Source organism: Staphylococcus sp. 2S1, assembly GCF_046721335.1.
In the GTDB taxonomy this organism is placed as follows: domain Bacteria; phylum Bacillota; class Bacilli; order Staphylococcales; family Staphylococcaceae; genus Staphylococcus; species Staphylococcus equorum_A.
Genome location: NZ_JBEUUJ010000003.1, coordinates 2,294,575 through 2,313,300 on the forward strand (window position 1 = coordinate 2,294,575; position 18,726 = coordinate 2,313,300).

The 18,726-nt window shown below is 32.4% G+C and carries 15 protein-coding genes and 5 pseudogenes; 1 reads left to right on the forward strand and 19 read right to left on the reverse strand.

Annotation, left to right across the window (positions count from 1 at the left end):
* Positions 1 to 17: 17 nt before the first annotated feature.
* From hrcA to lepA, 3 genes and pseudogenes are all read right to left on the reverse strand, one after another.
* Positions 18 to 998, reverse strand: a complete 981-nt coding sequence (gene hrcA / locus ABLV90_RS12000) for a heat-inducible transcriptional repressor HrcA (protein WP_046465460.1) — start codon at positions 996 to 998, stop codon at positions 18 to 20.
* Positions 999 to 1,097: 99 nt separating this feature from the next.
* Positions 1,098 to 2,224, reverse strand: a pseudogene (gene hemW, locus ABLV90_RS12005) (radical SAM family heme chaperone HemW).
* A 98-nt stretch (positions 2,225 to 2,322) separates the two neighbouring features.
* Positions 2,323 to 4,147 (reverse strand): annotated as a pseudogene (gene lepA / locus ABLV90_RS12010) (translation elongation factor 4).
* Between the two features lie 321 nt (positions 4,148 to 4,468).
* Here lepA and rpsT point away from each other — a divergent pair.
* A complete protein-coding gene (rpsT, locus tag ABLV90_RS12015; RefSeq protein WP_460872686.1) occupies positions 4,469 to 4,720 on the forward strand; it encodes a 30S ribosomal protein S20 in 252 nt (83 codons plus the stop codon).
* 165 nt (positions 4,721 to 4,885) lie between these two features.
* Here rpsT and holA read toward each other — a convergent pair.
* The 16 genes and pseudogenes from holA to ABLV90_RS12095 form a co-directional block, all read right to left on the reverse strand.
* Positions 4,886 to 5,859 (reverse strand): annotated as a pseudogene (gene holA / locus ABLV90_RS12020) (DNA polymerase III subunit delta).
* Between the two features lie 72 nt (positions 5,860 to 5,931).
* Entirely contained in the window at positions 5,932 to 7,938 is a 2,007-nt protein-coding gene (locus ABLV90_RS12025) for a DNA internalization-related competence protein ComEC/Rec2 (protein WP_427707856.1), read from the reverse strand.
* A 207-nt stretch (positions 7,939 to 8,145) separates the two neighbouring features.
* A complete protein-coding gene (locus tag ABLV90_RS12030) occupies positions 8,146 to 8,607 on the reverse strand; it encodes a ComE operon protein 2 (protein ID WP_285323272.1) in 462 nt (153 codons plus the stop codon).
* An 85-nt stretch (positions 8,608 to 8,692) separates the two neighbouring features.
* Positions 8,693 to 9,412 carry a helix-hairpin-helix domain-containing protein gene (locus ABLV90_RS12035; protein ID WP_460872687.1) on the reverse strand — a complete coding sequence of 240 codons (720 nt, stop codon included), beginning with the start codon at positions 9,410 to 9,412 and terminating at the stop codon, positions 8,693 to 8,695.
* Between the two features lie 50 nt (positions 9,413 to 9,462).
* Positions 9,463 to 10,179, reverse strand: coding sequence for a class I SAM-dependent DNA methyltransferase (locus ABLV90_RS12040; RefSeq protein ID WP_285323275.1), 717 nt, complete (start codon positions 10,177 to 10,179; stop codon positions 9,463 to 9,465).
* 2 nt (positions 10,180 to 10,181) lie between these two features.
* Positions 10,182 to 10,535: a ribosome silencing factor gene (rsfS, locus tag ABLV90_RS12045; RefSeq protein WP_046465467.1), complete on the reverse strand. Its 354-nt coding sequence runs from the start codon at positions 10,533 to 10,535 to the stop codon at positions 10,182 to 10,184.
* Entirely contained in the window at positions 10,536 to 11,120 is a 585-nt protein-coding gene (yqeK, locus tag ABLV90_RS12050; RefSeq protein ID WP_460872688.1) for a bis(5'-nucleosyl)-tetraphosphatase (symmetrical) YqeK, read from the reverse strand.
* A complete protein-coding gene (gene nadD / locus ABLV90_RS12055; protein ID WP_460872689.1) occupies positions 11,110 to 11,682 on the reverse strand; it encodes a nicotinate (nicotinamide) nucleotide adenylyltransferase in 573 nt (190 codons plus the stop codon). Before nadD ends, yqeK begins: the two co-directional genes overlap by 11 nt.
* A complete protein-coding gene (gene yhbY / locus ABLV90_RS12060) occupies positions 11,682 to 11,972 on the reverse strand; it encodes a ribosome assembly RNA-binding protein YhbY (protein ID WP_002507455.1) in 291 nt (96 codons plus the stop codon). The genes nadD and yhbY overlap by 1 nt, the downstream gene beginning before the upstream one ends.
* Before the next feature lie 12 nt (positions 11,973 to 11,984).
* Positions 11,985 to 12,782 carry a shikimate dehydrogenase gene (aroE, locus tag ABLV90_RS12065; RefSeq protein ID WP_427704331.1) on the reverse strand — a complete coding sequence of 266 codons (798 nt, stop codon included), beginning with the start codon at positions 12,780 to 12,782 and terminating at the stop codon, positions 11,985 to 11,987.
* 12 nt (positions 12,783 to 12,794) lie between these two features.
* Entirely contained in the window at positions 12,795 to 13,895 is a 1,101-nt protein-coding gene (gene yqeH / locus ABLV90_RS12070) for a ribosome biogenesis GTPase YqeH (RefSeq protein ID WP_427704329.1), read from the reverse strand.
* Positions 13,896 to 14,424 (reverse strand): annotated as a pseudogene (locus ABLV90_RS12075) (YqeG family HAD IIIA-type phosphatase).
* 17 nt (positions 14,425 to 14,441) lie between these two features.
* Positions 14,442 to 15,129: pseudogene (gene mtnN, locus ABLV90_RS12080) on the reverse strand (5'-methylthioadenosine/S-adenosylhomocysteine nucleosidase).
* A gap of 234 nt (positions 15,130 to 15,363) precedes the next feature.
* Entirely contained in the window at positions 15,364 to 16,593 is a 1,230-nt protein-coding gene (locus ABLV90_RS12085; RefSeq protein WP_460872690.1) for an NRAMP family divalent metal transporter, read from the reverse strand.
* Between the two features lie 3 nt (positions 16,594 to 16,596).
* Positions 16,597 to 17,355: a 5-oxoprolinase subunit PxpA gene (gene pxpA, locus ABLV90_RS12090; protein ID WP_427704326.1), complete on the reverse strand. Its 759-nt coding sequence runs from the start codon at positions 17,353 to 17,355 to the stop codon at positions 16,597 to 16,599.
* On the reverse strand, positions 17,355 to 18,713 hold the full coding sequence (locus tag ABLV90_RS12095) for an acetyl/propionyl/methylcrotonyl-CoA carboxylase subunit alpha (RefSeq protein WP_460872691.1): 1,359 nt from the start codon (positions 18,711 to 18,713) through the stop codon (positions 17,355 to 17,357). The genes pxpA and ABLV90_RS12095 overlap by 1 nt, the downstream gene beginning before the upstream one ends.
* Positions 18,714 to 18,726: the final 13 nt, after the last annotated feature.

The window sequence follows — 18,726 nt, forward strand, 5'->3', positions numbered from 1 at the left end:
TCCAATACAATACTTAATTACCAAATCGTATTTAGTAATCGTATTACGTTCTGATAATTCATTGCTGTTGGTCCGATAACCGCAATTTGGCCTTTTAATCTATCGTCAATGTGATACTGACTTGTGACGATAGAAATACCACTCAAACTTGATTCTATTTCATGTCCAATTTTGACGTTAATTGTCGAATTGGACATATCATCAAGTAATTGCGTGATTTTATTCGATTCTATATATTGCAAAATAGGTTGAATCGATGACACGTTCGTTTCATTCAACGCATCAATTAGTTTAACCTTTCCGCCCATAAAAATGCCATTACTTTGATTATCAAAATGAATCTCGATTGTACTTAGCATATCTTTGATAAAATGCTTCTCTAATTCAGAATTAACAAAAGCATCTAACTCATTTTCAAAACGATGATGATTCCATTCATCATATTTAGCAGTAACAAAATTCGAAATTTTTGTCAGTTCGTCATTAGATAACGGAACTTCGGATGCTAAATGCAGATGTTCTACATGACCGGATGTGAACACGACTACCATTATAACCAAATAGGCATTTGCTCGAATCAAATGAATGTTATTAATTATATCTTTTTTGTGATTTGGACGCATTACCAACGTTGTATATTGAGATGCAATTGAAAGTTCATTTGCAAATTCGCTCAATGCTGAGGAAATGTCATAATGATTATCAACTAGTAAATCACTCAAACGTTGAATTTTTGTTTGCTGTTGATGAGATGTTTGTTGCAATAATTGATTCACATAATATCTGATGCCTGACTGTGATGGTGATCGCCCTGATGAAGTATGTGTCTTCTCAATCAATTCAAGATCTTCGAGATGCTTCATCTCGTTTCGAATAGTTGCAGGACTAAAATTCAATTTGTGTCGTTCAATCAGTGTTTTTGAACCAATTGGATGACCTAAATCAACATAATCTTCAACAATTGCATTAAGTATGCTCAATTGTCTATCGCTAATCATGTTTTCACCTCATTAGCACTCTTTTGTTCCAAGTGCTAATTATAATTTATCAAATTGGTCAAAGTAAGTCAATGTTAAAGCATTCAATTTTAAATTTATTTATACATTTAATAAAAATGCTTCAAAGACAATATTCCCAATCACTTTTCCACGTTCAGTCATCGTGATATGTCCATTTTGATCAATTAAAAGTTCACGTTGAATTAAGTCTTCTATAGTTTGACCATAGACTTCTTCTAAGGTTTTTCCAAATTTCTGTGAAAATTTGTCTTTATCCACACCTATATTCATCCGTAATCCTAAAAACATTTCTTCTTCCATTTGTTCTGTTTCAGTAGGAAATGTTGAATCTAATACGGGTCGTTCATTGTTTTGTACTTTTTTAATGTAATGGTTTACTGGATTTACATTATTATAACGCTCTCCATTTACATAACCACTTGCACCAAGCACCAAAGCCATAATAGCCTTCATTTTTCCAATACACTTTATTGTGTTCGGATTCATGTCCAACTTTACCGAAATTGGATATTTCATATTGATGCATCTCTGATTGTTCCATTCTTTCTAATAGATATTCGTACATTTCTTCACCAATATCTTCATTAGGAACTTTCAATTGTCCTTTTCTATACATATTATAAAATTTTGTTTTGGGTTCTAATATCAAACCATAACTGGATATATGATCAATATCCATCGACAAAGCCTTTTCTAGACTATCTTGAAAATCTTCTAGAGTCTGGTTTGGCAAATGATACATTAAATCTAAACTAATAGATGGAATGCCAACTTGACGAGCATTAGCAACAGATTGATAAATATCTTCTGTTTTGTGTGTTCTACCAAGTATGTCTAATAATTCTGGTTTAAATGTTTGAACACCCATAGACAACCTATTGACACCGTAATTTTTAAGTAATTGAACTTTTTCAATTGTTAATTCATCGGGATTTGCTTCAAAGCTAAATTCGCCTTTTATTTCAAAAGTATCTGTAATAGCTACTAATAATTTTTCGAGTTGTTGATAATCAAGTGCTTGTGGGCGTACCGCCGCCAACAAAAACTGTTTCTAATTTTCTTATTTCACTTTGTTGCATTTCAGTGATTAAACAATCTAAATACGTATCAACTGGTTGGTTTTGTATAAAGTACTTGTTGAAATCACAATACGTACAAATCCTCACGCAAAAAGGAATATGGATATAAGCACTTTTCACTTCCATATTGCGTTCACCTACTTTCATTTTTTGAAGATGTGAGCACACAACAAAAAACTGGGGCATAAATCGAATGGATTTAAGGCCCCAATGTTTAATTTATATTAATCTTCATCCATCTTAAGAACTGCTAGGAATGCATCTTGAGGAATCTCAACGTTACCTACAGATTTCATTTTAGCTTTTCCGGCTTTTTGTTTTTCTAATAATTTTTTCTTACGGCTAATATCTCCGCCGTAACATTTAGACAATACATTTTTACCCATCGATTTAATATTTGTACGCGCAACAATCTTTTGGCCAACTGTCTGCTTGAACAGGAACCTCAAATTGTTGTCTTGGAATAAGTGTTTTTAATTTTTCAACTAACATTTTACCACGATCATATGCGAATTCTTTATGTACTATAAAGCTTAAAGCATCTACTTTTTCGCCATTTAGCAATATGTCCATTTTTACTAAGTCACTTTCTTTATTATCAATAAATTCATAATCAAAAGAAGCATAACCTTTTGTATTCGATTTAAGTTGATCGAAGAAATCAAAAACCACTTCTGATAATGGAATTTCATAAATAATATTTACACGAATATCATCCATGTACTCCATATTTACAAATTGTCCACGTTTACGCTGACATAATTCCATTACAGCACCAACATAATCATTAGGTACCATCATAGTAGCTCTAACAAATGGTTCGTAGATCGTATCAATTTTATCTCTTTCAGGCATATTGGCTGGATTATCAACAGTAACTTCTTCACCTGTTTTCATAATACATTGATAGATTACTGACGGTGCTGTTGCAATAAGTGCAATACCGAATTCACGTTCGATACGTTCTTGAATAATTTCCATATGAAGCATACCTAAGAAACCGGTACGATAACCAAAGCCTAATGCTTGTGATGATTCAGGTTCGAATTCTAATGAGGCATCATTTAATTGTAATTTTTCTAATGCATCACGCAAGTCGTTGTAGTCTTTGTTATCTATAGGGAATAAACCACAGAATACCATCGGGTTCATTTTTTTATAACCTTGTAGTGCTTGTTCAGCAGGACGTCTTACATGCGTGATTGTATCACCAACACGTGAGTCGTCAACATTTTTTATACTAGCTATAATGTATCCTACATCACCGACAGTAAGTTCTTCTACAGCTAATTGTTTTGGCGTATTAATACCAACTTCAGTAACTTCGAAATCCTTACCTGTAGCCATCATTTTAATGCGGTCTCCAGGTTTAACCGTACCTTCCACAACTCTTATAGATGAAATAACGCCTCTATAAGGATCATACTCAGAATCAAAGATAAGTGCTTTCAACGGTGCTTCAGGGTCGCCTTGCGGCGGAGGAACAACTTCAACAATTTTTTCGAGTATATCTTCTATACCAATATTAGATTTTGCACTTGCTAGCACAACATCCTCTTTATCGATACCGATGACATCTTCTAATTCCTGCTTCACACGTTCTGGCTCTGCTGCAGGTAAATCTATCTTGTTAATTACAGGCAGTAGCTCCAATTCGTTATCTAGAGCTAAGTAAACGTTAGCTAAAGTTTGTGCCTCAATCCCTTGCGCCGCATCAACTACTAAGATTGCTCCTTCACAAGCGGCTAATGATCTAGACACTTCGTATGTAAAATCTACGTGTCCAGGTGTGTCAATAAGGTGGAATGTGTATATTTCACCATCTTTAGCTTCATACTTTAAGCGAACAGCATTTAATTTAATTGTTATACCACGTTCTTGTTCTAAATCCATGGAATCTAGCAATTGTGCGTGCATATCTCTCGATTCAACTGATTTCGTGTTTTCTAAAATCCTATCAGCTAACGTAGATTTACCATGGTCTATATGTGCGATAATTGAAAAGTTCCTAATATTTTCGCGTTTATTGAAACGGTCTTGTTTATCCATGTATTATCCTTCTCACTTTCATAATTCTAGCCCGTAAATATGTATGACATTCTTTGATATAATAACGTTTTTAGTAGGTAATTGCAAACTTACTACGATTTTTTACTATTTTCCGTAAATAATTGATATACTTGATATTGTATTCTACTTTGCATTATAGAGTGAATGTTCTTCTTTTCCAAATAGTATTGTACCATTTTCATCGATTCTATGCGCACGCGATAAATAAATGATTGCAGAAAGGCGCTCGTTTTGATAAAATATTTCTTGTTGTAATCAAATTCATTTTGATAGCGAAATCATTATTAGGAGGTGACACACATGCCAAACATCAAATCTGCAATTAAACGTGTTAATACAAACCGTACTGCTGAAGAGCGTAACATTTCACAAAAAAATGAAATGCGTACAGCAGTTAAAAGAGCACACACAGCAATTGAATCAAATGCTGACAACAAAGCTGACTTAGTAAACTTCGCTTTGAAAAAAGTAGATAAAGCTGCTCAACGCAACTTAATCCACTCAAACAAAGCTGATCGTATCAAATCTTCACTTATGACAGTCGCTAAATAATAAAAAAGTTCAAGCCAAGGCTTGAACTTTTTTTATTTGCGTAAACAAATGAATATACGAATAACAAAGAAGTCTGAGCCACTGTGGTTTCAGGCTTTTTTTGTATTATTATGGGTTTTCAAACTTGTATTAACTTTTAAATAATATTAGCGCAAACATTTATAATTAAAGTGATAGAATAAATAATTCCAATATTAAATGTTTATCCATATAAGAAGATTTTAATTTATAGTCTGTCTCCGCACAATTATCAATAATATTCAATAAACTTTCCAATTGATAATGTCTTGCCTGATTCAATGCTAGTTTCACTCTATAAGGATGTACACTTATTGTTTTTGCAATTTGTTGTCCACTATAACCCTTTTGACTCAATATTTTACTTTGATAAAATAAACGATAATTACTCGTAATAAGTGCTAATAATTTAATAGGTTCTTCCTTCATTGCAATCAAATCTTTTACTAATCGTATTGCTTTAGCCTTATTATTTTTTTGGATGTATTCTGTCAGTAAAAACACATTCTGTTCAAGACTCCTGTTTACAATTTGTTGGACATCTTGTTTGTTTATCGTTGGTCTATCTCCTAGAAAAAGAATCAATTTTTCAATTTCTTGCTTTACTATATTGAAATTAATACCTGTTAATTCTATAAATAAATCTAAAGCATCTTGTTTTATATCTTTATAATTTCCATGTAATTCATTTTTAACCCAATTTTTAATTTCATCTTCAGACATTTGTTCAATTTTTTCAATTGAGCATGCTTCTTCAGAGTCTTTACTAATTTTTTTCGCTCATCAAGTTTAGAATGATAAACTTCGAATACAATCATACTCTCGCCATCATATTTTTCTATAAATTCCATGAGTTGCTCTATATTATGATTTACATCTTTAGGCGCTTTTTCACCAGTGAATACATATGCATTTTGTACTAATACTGCTTTTTTATCTGAGAAAAATGGCATCGTTAAAGCTTCTTCTATAATTGGAGCTAAATCGCTTTCATATAGGTTGTATTTAACAAAATTGAAATCATCTTTTGGAGTATCTAAATATTTCTCTATTACTTCTGTAGATTTTTTTTCAATTAATTCAGGCACTTCTCCGTATATTGTAATTATATTATTGCTCATATGTAGCACCCTTTCATCACTATTACACATTTAATCATTATATCATGCAGTGCTTTATCTCTCTACATAAAATCATTGATTTAGATTAGTACTAAGCCCAAAATTCGAATTTAATGTAATAGAAATTTCTCCGTTTTCATTTGTTTGTAAAACTTGAGAATTAGTATTTTTTAAGCGTTCCACTATTTCTTCATTGGGTAATTTATATCTATTATTTTGACCAACAGAAATTAAACTTATTTTCGGGTGAAGTGTATTTATAAAAGATGCACTAGAACTCGTTTTACTACCATGGTGTCCTACTTTTAAGATATCAATATTTTCAATGTGATACTTATTTAACAATAACTGCTCGTTATTTTTTGAAGCATCTCCCATAAGTAAAATCTTGAATTTATCATATTCAATTAATGTAATAATTGATTGTTCATTTAAATCATTTGATGTTGTAATTGTGGCATCTAATAATTTAATTTTCGCTTTGTTAAGTGAAAAACTTTGTATTGATTTAAAGTCTAATAGCTTTATGTTAAAACTTTTGCATATATTAACTAATGATTTCAGTTCTTTCAATTGGTAACTACTTTTATTAATTATTATATTTTTTATAGGATATTTTTCAATCAAAAAATTAAGTTCTCCCATATGATCTATATGTGGATGAGTAACAATTAAATAATCTATTTTCTTAATACCATGTTTTTTCAAAGTCGGTAGTATATGAAATTTTGATATATTATGTTGGCTTGACTCTCCTTCTTGTAATAACTTGCCCCCCGTATCAATCAATAAACTCTCTTGCCTATTTGTCTCAAATAAAATGGCATCTCCCTGACCAACATCAAGCATTGTCAATTTATAATCATTAGATAATGGCAATACGGTAACGACTATATACAATAAAACAAATGAACAAATAAATAAACTATAAAATTTATGTGCAAATAATATTAAACACGCAAATAAGAGCGCAAATCCTAAAGTGATATGTAAGCCATTTAACTCTGGTACATACCATCTGTATGAACTTAAATAAATAAACATTTCCAAAATAAAATCATGTAGCTTTAAAATTAAATTAAGTAAATAAGTTAAAGGCGTTATTTCAAATGGAAAATGGCTTATAATAAAAAATAAAATTACTAACGGAAATAGTATAATGGTGTAAAAAGGAACAAAAATAAGATTCGCTAAAAAACCAAGCCATTGAATCTGGTTAAAATTAATAGCACTAATCATAAATGAACCTAACTGAGCTATTATAGTAATAATTAGAAGCGATTTTATCGGTGAGGATTGAGCTATTAAGGGTAATGAAAAAAGTATGAAGAATGTAATTAAAAAAGAAAATTGGAAGCCTATATTATAGGCATAAGCAGGATATATAATTGTTAATATTATAAATAAAAGTGCGAGAATGTTCATTGAATTCTTTATAATAGTTTTAGGAATTAAAATGATTATTAAGGCTGCTAAAATTGATCTCACAGCACTAGGAGCTAAATCAGTATAAAGAGCATATATCGGTAAAAAGATAAACAATACCATTTTGATGTAGGCTAACGGACACTTAAAAATATTTAATACGTATATTAAAATACCTATAATTGCCGCAATATGTGTGCCACTTACTGCTAATAAATGATAGATACCAATTTCTTTGAATTTATCTAATTCATTATTATCAATTTTCGAGGTATCTCCACTAATTAATGCAATAACTTTCTCCGGATACTTGATATTGGTGTGACTTAAACGTTCGAAAATATATTGTTTATGCTTATCTAAGATAGCGTGATATCTCGAATTATTTAGTTTACAACTTTCGAAGTCAATTGTATTAATAAAAAGTGAAACGGGGCTATATGGGGACTGATTTAATGGTTTAAATATTGCTTTCATATGACATGTCTTTTGATAGAGCTGTATGTATTTATAACTGTTAATGTTTTTATTAACAAAAAAGTAATAGTTATATTTTTTATTATTTATTTTAGCTTTACCATGTAGCTTTTGATGTTTCAGAATAGGTTTTGTCACAAATTGTGCATCTACTTCAATATTTTGATTTAAGTACACTGCACGTGCTTTATTCTCACTTACGAAATTACTCTGAAACATCATATAACTAATGAATGGTATGATTAAAACAAATAAAATTTGAAACCACTTTAACCTTTTGCGTATCACTAAAAAAATTAAGATACCACATAAAAATATCGATAATAATTTAACATGTAGCCATAGTAGACCGACTAAATAAGCAATTGCATAGTAAATCAGTGATTATTTATTGGTAAGGTATTGTGCTACATGTTCTTGATTAAATGGTATTTTTTTATAATCGATACCTGATTGGTGTAAAAGCTTTAACGCATATGAATGGTTGTGATAGTCTTCAGCGTAATAAATTGTTTGAATACCGGCTTGGATAATGGATTTCGTACAATTTAAGCAAGGAAAATGTGTGACATATATCGTTGCTCCCTCTGTTGACACCCCTTGTTTGGCACATTGTAGTAATGCATTCATTTCAGCATGAATTGTACGTATACAATGGCCATCCTCTAATAAACAATCCTCATCTATACAATGAACTTCTCCTGAAACTGAGCCATTGTACCCACCTGCGATGATTCTATTATCTTTAACAATTGTTGCGCCAACAGATAATCGTTGACAAGTGGAACGTAACGCCAATAAATGACTTTGAGCCATAAAGTATTCTTCCCATTTAATGCGATCCATGATGTTATACCTCCATTAATAGTAAATATTTATTTTATAAGTAACTATAGGTTAATTTGTATTGAGTTATATTGCAATAAAAAATCTATATTGTAAAATATGAGCCTAATTTTTCAAGCGTTTTTGCTCCAATGCCTTTAACTTCTGTTAATTGTTCGATAGATTCAAAAGCACCATTTTGTTCTCTATATTCTATAATAGATTTAGCTTTTGAAGGACCTATGCCTGGAACTGTTAACAGTTCCTCTTCTGTAGCACTGTTAATATTTATTTTTTCTTTATTAGTGCTATTGTCAATGACTTTTGTTGAGTTTGAGTTTGTGCTTCTATTAATACTATTATTAATATTTTCAGTCATTTGTTGATTTGAATTTATCGTTTCCTCTTTCTTTGGTATATAAATCAACTTTTGATCTACTAACTTTTCAGCTAAATTTATTTTTGACAAATCAGCATCATCAGTCACGATTGCTCGATCTAAAAGTTGTTTAATTCTATCAGAAGATTTCATTTTATAAATATCAGGATGCTTCACTGCACCTTTGACGTCCACAAAAATGTCTTCTGTTTTAATTTGCTTTGGTTGTTCATTACTATTTTTCATATGCTTTGCATTGGACTCTAGTTGTGTTTGTGTAGCTGTGGTAATTTCATCATTCGAATTTACTATATTATGATTATCTTCGTTTGTAAAAGTACTTTGCGACAACCAAGTGATTAAAATGACCACGAAAATTAAAATTGCTATAGCAACTGCTTTGTACTTACAAATGATTTCTTTTATATTGTTCCACTGATCTAACAAGAAAAAATCACTCCTTTATACTATACACGTATAAAGGAGTGATTTTACTTTTATTTTTTGACAATGAAAAACAGTCGATGCCCTTCATTGCTATTATTCTTAATATCAAAATCGACAAACGTAGTGATTTGGCTAAACCCTACATTATTAAGCATTTCCATATAATCTGCTTCTGTATAAGTCCGTTGATAGTGTGATTCATCGAACCTTGCATATTGATTATCATCTTGTTTAATAAAGAATGACATATCATGCCAAACACTCAGTGGTTCCTCGCCTTGCACAGCTTCCCAACCAAGAAAAACTTTTTCAGATTCATCGATATAACTTTGGTTATTAAATAATGTATTCATTTTAAAAGGTGTATGAACATCAAACATAAATACACCATCTGTTTCTAAATGGTTAAAAACATGACTAAATGTGGTGAAAACATGATCTTTTTCAGGTAAATAATTTAATGAATCACAGAAAATCGTAATTACATCAAATTTCTGATTCAACTCAAATTCAGTCATATCACCTTCTATCCAATTCACTTTGTTAGATTTCTGAGTTGCTATCGAAAGCATATCAACACTCAAATCCATACCTGTGATTTGGTCAAAGTCTGTTAGCAATGATGTTAAACTTCCTGTACCACAACCAATATCTAATATAGACGTCCTATTTTCTGCAAATTGGTTTACAATTTCTAACCATGATTCATAGGGTTGATCTAATGTTAATTGATCATAGAACAAGCTCATTTCTTCATATTGCACCATAATTAATAAACAACCTGTCTATAACTCTCAAGAGGTGCATCACGATATAATTTCTCAATATTATAGTAATCACGTTCATCTTTATGGAATACGTGTACCACTACATTAGATAGATCAATAAGGACCCATCTGGCATCATTAAAACCTTCCATTCGTTTTACTTCGATATCAGCTTCACCTGCTGCATCTTTTACCGAACGTGCTATAGCTTGGACTTGTTTTTCGTTATTACCATGACAAACTACAAAATAATCAGTCATGTCACTAATGCCTTTCATTTTTAAAGAAATAATATCTTCTGCTTTTTTATTCTCTGTTGCTTCGACAGCAATGTTTAATAATTGATCTGAATTCATTTAATCATCCTTTACTCTTTCGTCACTGTAATTGTAATAATTCAAGCATGCAATCGTGGCATCATAAACATTAATATCTTTATTAATTAAGTATAAAACTGTTCGCTTAGAAATTTCATAAATGGTTTTATCTAAGCTACCTTGATTGTATGCTAAATCTCTAATTTCTTCAACGCCTGGGGTCTGACGACCTGGTTCTATATAATCAGCTATGAATATTAATTTCTCAGTTTTCGTCATTTGAGCGCGTCCAGTTGTATGGTTTTTAATCGCTAGCAAGACTTCTTCATCAGTGACATTAAACTGTTGATTCATTATTATAGTCGCTACTGGGCCATGTAAAATTTCAGAGCCATAACTCAGTAAATTACTATCTAATTCATTCTGTGTAACAATTTGATACATTGATCCTAAATCATCATATTTACAGTAATCATGTAGTATACCCGCAAGTTCAGCCTTATCTTTGTCGCCATCATAGATTTCTGCTAATTTCACAGCTGTTTCAGCAACTCTCAATGAATGGTTAAACCTTTTCTCAGGTAATTTATCTTTAACTAAAGTAACTGCTTGATCAATTTTCATATAATCCTTCCTCTCGGATATATTGTTCTACACTAGGAGGAACTAAAACTTGAATATTTTCATCGTTTTTAATTCTATCTCTGATTAATGTTGAACTAATATCAATACGCGGTATATTGATTGCTAACATACCAGGCTCTACTTCTTGAGCTGATTTATCTCTGTTAACAATTACAAAAGTAATTAATGACTTTAACTCATCAATTTTATACCACTTTTCAAGTTGATTGTATTGGTCAGTACCTATAACAAAGTATAGCTTAGATCGAGGATCTTGCTTTAAAATATGCTCTACTGTATCATAAGTGTAGCTTTGCCCTTTACGTTCAATTTCATCAAGAAAAATTGTTCCAAATCCAAGTTCATTAATCGCACACTGAATCATATCTATTCTATACTGTGCGTCTAAAAAATCATTATGCTCTTTTAATGGAGACATATAGCTCGGTATAAAATAGAACTTCTCAGGTTTTATTACGTTATTCACTTCACTTGCAACAACCATGTGAGCTGTATGAATCGGGTTAAACTGCCCACCATATAATACAATTGATTCAGTCATTATGGTAATTGAATTTGTTTGTTGTCTTGAGATTCTTTGTACAATACAATCATAGACCCGATTACTTGTACTACATCACTTCTTGTCGCATCACTTAAACTTTGTGCTAAATCATTTTTATCTTCATAGTTATTTTGTAAAACATGTACTTTAATTAATTCTCTGTTTTCTAAAATATCGTTAATTTGACTAACCATATTATCATTAATACCTGATTTCCCAATTTGGAAAGTTGGATCTACGTTATTTGCTTTACTTCTTAAAAATCTTTTTTGTTTACCTGTTAGCATAATATGCTCCTTTTATAAATGTTTTAGTACTGCTTCTTTCATTACTTGAATGTCTGGTGTTTGTTCGGTCCAAATCTCAAAACTTTCTGCGCCTTGGTAAACAAACATGTCCAATCCATTGTGTATAGGATTGCCTTTTTCTTCTGCTATTTCTAAAATCGGTGTTTTAAAAGGAATATAAACAATATCACTTACTAATGTATGTGAATCTAATTGATCGAGACTTATAGCTACATCTTTGTTTTTATTCATACCTGCAGGTGTAGTATTAATAATAATGTCGAATTCAGATAATGACTTTTCTGCGTCTGATAAATTAATCTTATTTATATCCAAATCCCAGTTATCAAAGCGACTCATAGTTCTGTTAGCAACGGTTAATTTAGGTCGAACGTGTTTATTCAGTTCATTTGCAATACCTTTACTGGCACCGCCTGCACCTAAAATGAGTATATAAGCATTTTGTAAATCCGGATAAGCCTGTTTAAGACCTGTAACATAGCCTATGCCATCTGTATTGTAGCCTATCCATTTTCCGCCTTCAATTTTCACTGTATTAACAGCACCAACCGTTTTAGATTGGTCATCAATTTCATCTAAATAAGGTAGAATACGTTCTTTATGAGGTATTGTAACATTAAATCCAGAAAGCGCTTTGTCTTCTATGATTTCTTTAATAAGATGAAAATGTGCTTCAGGAATATTAATCGCTTCATATGTTGAATCATCATTTAAAGTCTCAAAGTTAGCGTTATGCATAACGGGTGACAAAGAATGATCTATAGGATTGCCTATTACTGCGTATTTCATATTAAACACACCTTACATTATTGAATTTCTTAATACAACATCTACATTTTTCGGTACTCGAACTATAACTTTGGCACCTTCATCAATCGTGATAAAACCTAATCCTGAAATCATCACATCTCGCTTCTCTTTACCTGTTTCTAATCGTACTGCTTTAACATTTTGTAAATCAAAATTATCAGGGTTATGAGGTGGTGACAATAGTGCACCTAACTGATTTTTCCACAATTCATTGGCATTTTCAGTTTTAGTTCTATGGATATTGAGTTCGTTTGAAAAATGACACACTAACGAACGTCTGCCACCACTAACATAGTCAATACGCGCTATTCCACCAAAGAATAAAGTTTGACCTTCATTCAATTGATATACGCGCTGTTTAACTTCTTTTTTAGGCATAATCGTTTTAAGCTCATCCTCCGTTACCACATGTGTCATTTGATGTGCTTGAATCACGCCTGGAGTATCAAACATAAATGATGTATCATCTAACGGTATGTCAATCATGTCTAGCGTTGTGCCTGGGAATCTAGAAGTAGTAACGACATCTTTTTCACCAACACTGCGTTCGATCAATTTATTTATAAGCGTAGATTTACCAACATTTGTAGTTCCTACAATATAAACATTATCGTTATTACGTAATGTGTTAATAGATGCTAACAAATCATCTATACCTTCATTTTTTTCTGCAGATATCAATACAACATCTTCAGTTTCCAAACCATATTTTCTAGCTGTTTTCTTCAGCCATTCTTTAACACGGCGTTTATTAATCTGTTTAGGCAATAAATCTAACTTATTGGCTACTAAAATGATTTTTTTATTACCCACGATACGTTTGATTGCATTAATGAAAGACCCTTCAAAATCAAAGACATCTACAACATTTACTACAATCCCTTTTTCATCTGCTAAACCATTCAACAAATTTAAAAAGTCTTCACTATCTAAACCAACATCTTGAACTTCATTGTAATTTTTTAGTCTAAAGCATCTTTTACATATGACATCTTCACGATGTAAATTATGTTCTGGCACATAGCCTGCCGCATCTGGATCTTCAGATTGAAGTGGTGCGCCGCATCCGATACATTTTAAAATTTCAGTCAATCAATTTTCCTCCCATTTGATATAGCCTTTTTTTCTAAAGTGTTGTAGTAATCTTCGTTCTATCATTCGGTTGAATTTCGTAATAAACCCATCCGTTTGTTTCACGGGAACCACCATAATTGTGAAGAGTCCACGTCTATTACCTCCAAATACATCTGTAAGCATTTGGTCACCAATCACTACAATTTCAGCAGGTTTTAGGTTCATTAATTGTGCGGCTTGATTAAAAGCGCGACCTCTTGGTTTTTTGGCTTTGAAAATATAATCAACATTCAATGATTTTGAAAAACTACCAACACGTTTTTCATTATTATTAGAAACAATCGTAATTGTAATGCCTAATGCATTTGCTTTCTCAAACCATTGTTTCACTGCTGTAGTAGGGTCTGCTTCGTCCCATCCTACAAGTGTGTTATCTAAATCTGTAATAATTCCTTTCACGCCAGATGCTCGCAAGTTTATCAATATCTATTTGAAAAACGGACTGCACATATTCGTTTGGCATAAAATAGTTTTTTATTATACCCATTATTTATTTTCACCTTTTTATATAGTTTTAATTAAACGCTCAACAATTTCACTAGAAGATATTGTTGCTTTTTCTAAAAATGCATCAAACGTAATACCAAGCATCGCCGTCAGCTAAATCTGAAATTGCGCGCGTAATTATGAATGGTAAATTAAATTGATAGCAGGTTTGTGCAATTGCAGTAGCTTCCATTTCTGCGGCCATTGCTTGTGGAAAATTCATTTTAATCGTTGTACGTTGCTCAGTTGTACCAATAAAGCTATCTCCACTCACAATTAAGCCAGTTTTAGCTACTAGTTGTTGTTCATTAATTGCATCTGTTGCCTTTTGAATTAAATGCTCATCAGCAACAAATTGTGCTGGCATTTGTGGTATTTGTCCTAATTGATAACCAAATGCTCTTGCATCTGCATCATGATAAGTAACCATATCACTGACTACAACATCACCAACATTTAATGATTTATCTAACGCTCCTGCAGAGCCCGTATTAATAATTACATCAGGTCTGAATTTTTCAATTAATAATGTTGTAGAGATTGCTACGTTCACTTTACCTATACCACTTTGTGACAGTACTACTTCTTTATCATGTAGACGACCTTTATAAAATATTACATGCGCAATTTTTATTTCTTCTAATGTTACAAGTTTATCTTTTAAGATTGCTACTTCTTCTTCCATAGCACCTATAATACCTATCATTATAATTCACCTCATATTAAAATCCTAGCCTTAGTTATTCTACCACATTTATGTTCATAGCTCGATCATTGTTCAACTTTTTATTATTAAATTCTCTATGCTATTTTCCCTATTTTTAAGTAATTAATAATAATTTTTTTATACATTTGAATTCCTTATTTTTTCCATATAAAAACTCTGAACAACACATGAGCAGTATGTATCGTTCAGAGTATTAAAATATTTATATATTAACTACCAAATAAGCCTGATAAGCTTTGTAGAGAGAATAACGCTGCAAGCAATTGTAACTATTACTGCCAATATACCAAAGAGTAACATCCATGTTGGATGATGATAATCTCCGACAATCGATTTTCGTTTACTCGCTATTAAAATTGTACCTAAAGTGATTGGTAGAATAAATCCGTTAAGTGCTCCGGCAACGATTAATAAAGTAACTGGTTGACCTATGAATAAAAATACTAGCGTAGAAACTACAATAAAACTAATTACAATTATATTGGTTTTATTGTATATCGATTTATGTAGTGTTTTTAAAAATGTCGCACTCGTATAAGCAGAACCAATTACAGATGACATTGCGGCTGCGAATAATACGACACCAAAGATACTACGTCCAACTGGTCCAAGTACATGTTCAAAGACTGAAGCTGGTGGGTTTTCTGAACTTAAAGTAACACCTGTAACAACTACACCCAATACCGCTAAGAATAATAAAACTCTTAAAACGCCGGTAGTCAATATGCCTGAGATCGCGGCTTTGTTAATAAATGGTAAATATTCTTTGCCTTTAATTCCAGAATCTAAAATTCTATGTGCCCCTGCAAAAGTAATATAACCACCAACTGTACCACCTACCAAAGTAATAATCGGTAATACAAGCGCCAATGGTTGTTCTGGCATGACTAAATGCTTAGCCGCTTCTGCATATGGCGGGTTGGCCTTAAACATTACAAACGCTATGACTACGATCATAAGCATTCCTAAAAACATTGTAACAACGTCCATAATTTTTTGGCCACTTTTACTAATAAAGATACCGATAGCTAGAACTGCTGTAATTGCAGCGCCAATCTTCACATCTAAACCGAAAATGGCATTTAAACCAAGTCCAGCTCCTGCTATATTACCGATATTGAAAGCTAATCCTCCAATGGCTATCAGTATCGAAATAATTGTACCTAGCCCACTGAAAATCTCATTTGCTACTTCTTGACCACGTTTACCTGTAACTACTAATACTCTCCAAATATTTATTTGTGCACCAATATCTATAATAATAGATAATAGGATAGCAAATGCAAAACTTGCAGTAAATTGTGCAGTAAATACTGCGGTTTGAGTTAAAAATGCTGGTCCAATAGCAGATGTTGCCATTAAAAATACCGAACCTAATAGTAACCTTTTATGGTTTTTTGTGAACTCAAAATCTTTTTCTTCAGAACTTAATCTTTCTTTCATAGGTTAGCCCCCTAGACTTTTTATAGAAACGCCTTCTTTCGTTAATCTTTCTCTAATTTGTGTTACAAACTCGAGAGCATGTGTACCATCTCCATGCACACAAATTGTATCAGCCTCTATGCTGATGGTCTTTTGGCTTTTTGCGACAACGGTTTGTGATTTCACCATGTTAACTACTTGCTCAATTGCTTCATTTGTATCCGTAATTAATGCATCGTGTTCTTTTCTACTTACGAGTTGGCCATCATCTTCGTATCGTCTATCTGCAAAGACTTCTGAGGCTGTTGTTAAACCAACTGATTTAGCTTCAGAAATTAATGACGTGTTAGATAATCCCACATATATTAGGGTGTTGTCAATATCAAATACTGCTTGTGCAATTGCACGCGCTATATCTTTGTTTCTAGCTCCCATTTGATAAAGGGCGCCATGCGGTTTTACGTGATTAATCTTCACGTTATGAATTTTACAAAATCCACTTAACGCACCAATTTGATAAACAACAATATCATAAATTTCACTTGGTGATAAATCCATATTTCTACGTCCAAATCCTTGTAAGTCTGGTAGTCCTGGATGAGCACCGATGCCTACATCATGTGCTTTGGCTAATTTTATCGTTTCATTCATTACATGTTGGTCCCCGGCATGGAAACCACAAGCAATATTTGCTGAAGTAATAAGTGGGATGATATGTTCATCCCCTCCAAATGAATAATTACCGAATGCTTCACCGAGATCACAATTTAAGTCTACTTGCATTAAGATACCCCCTTGATAATTTGGTGCCTATCTAAAAATTTTATATCTACTTCTTTTGCATCTCCATCTGCATACAATGGATAAGATAATACTGCGTATAAAAAGTCAGCAGTTGTTGTAAAACCGTCTATCACCATTTCATCTAAAGTGACTTTTAATTTTTTAATTGCACGTTGTCTGTCGGGTGCTTTGACAATCACTTTTGCTACTAAAGAATCATAGTAAGGAGAGACAGTATAACCTTGATAAAGTAAGCTATCTACACGTACGTTAAATCCTTGTGGTAAGTGTAATGCTTCTACTTTGCCTGGTGAAGGCTGGAATTGTCGTTCTGGGTTCTCTGCATTAATTCGTGCTTCGATTACATGTCCATCAAAAACTATATCTTCCTGTGTGAAAGGCAATTTGCCATTTATCATCAAGTATAGTTGAGCTTGTAGTAAATCCCTATTCGCTCTCATTTCAGTCACAGTATGTTCTACTTGAATACGCGCATTCATTTCAATGAAATAATATGCTTCGTCTGTTACTAAAAATTCGATTGTACCTGCACTTCTATAATTTGAAGCCTTTGCTACTTTGACAGCATCAGTACACATTGCATTTCTAGTTTCTTCTGATATTGCCGCACATGGTGATTCTTCAATTAATTTTTGGTTTTTTCTTTGTACAGAACAATCTCTTTCTCCTAAATGTATGTAATTATTCTTACCATCACCAATGACTTGAACTTCTACATGCTTCGCTACAGGAATGAACGATTCAACATAAATACGATCATCACCAAAATACTTCTCGCCTTCACTCTTGGCCTCTTTAAAAGCTTTAGGCAATTCTTCAACTGTTTTAACAATTCTAATGCCTTTACCACCGCCACCGCTAGTCGCTTTTAAAACTAGGGGGAAGCCAACATCTTTTGATATTTGTTTCACTTCTTCAATTGACTCCACAGCATTCGTAGAACCTGGAATAATTGGCACACCCGCATCATCAACCGTTTGACGTGCAGTGATTTTATCACCCATCATTTCCATCGTCAATTGTGTTGGACCAATGAAATCAATATTATTTTCTTCTACTTTTTGTGCAAAAGAAGTACTCTCTGATAAAAAGCCATAGCCTGGATGTATTGCAGTAGCACCACTGATTTTGGCGGCGCTAATAATTCTGTCTTGATTCAAATAACTCTCTAGTGGATTTGCTTCACCTATACAAATAGCTTGATCTGCTAAACTCACATGTAAACTCGTTTCATCCCCTAATGCATATATAGCTACTGTTTCAATATCCATCTCTCTACATGCTCGGATAATTCTAACAGCTATCTCTCCTCTGTTTGCTATTAAACAACGATACACAGCAAACGCCCCT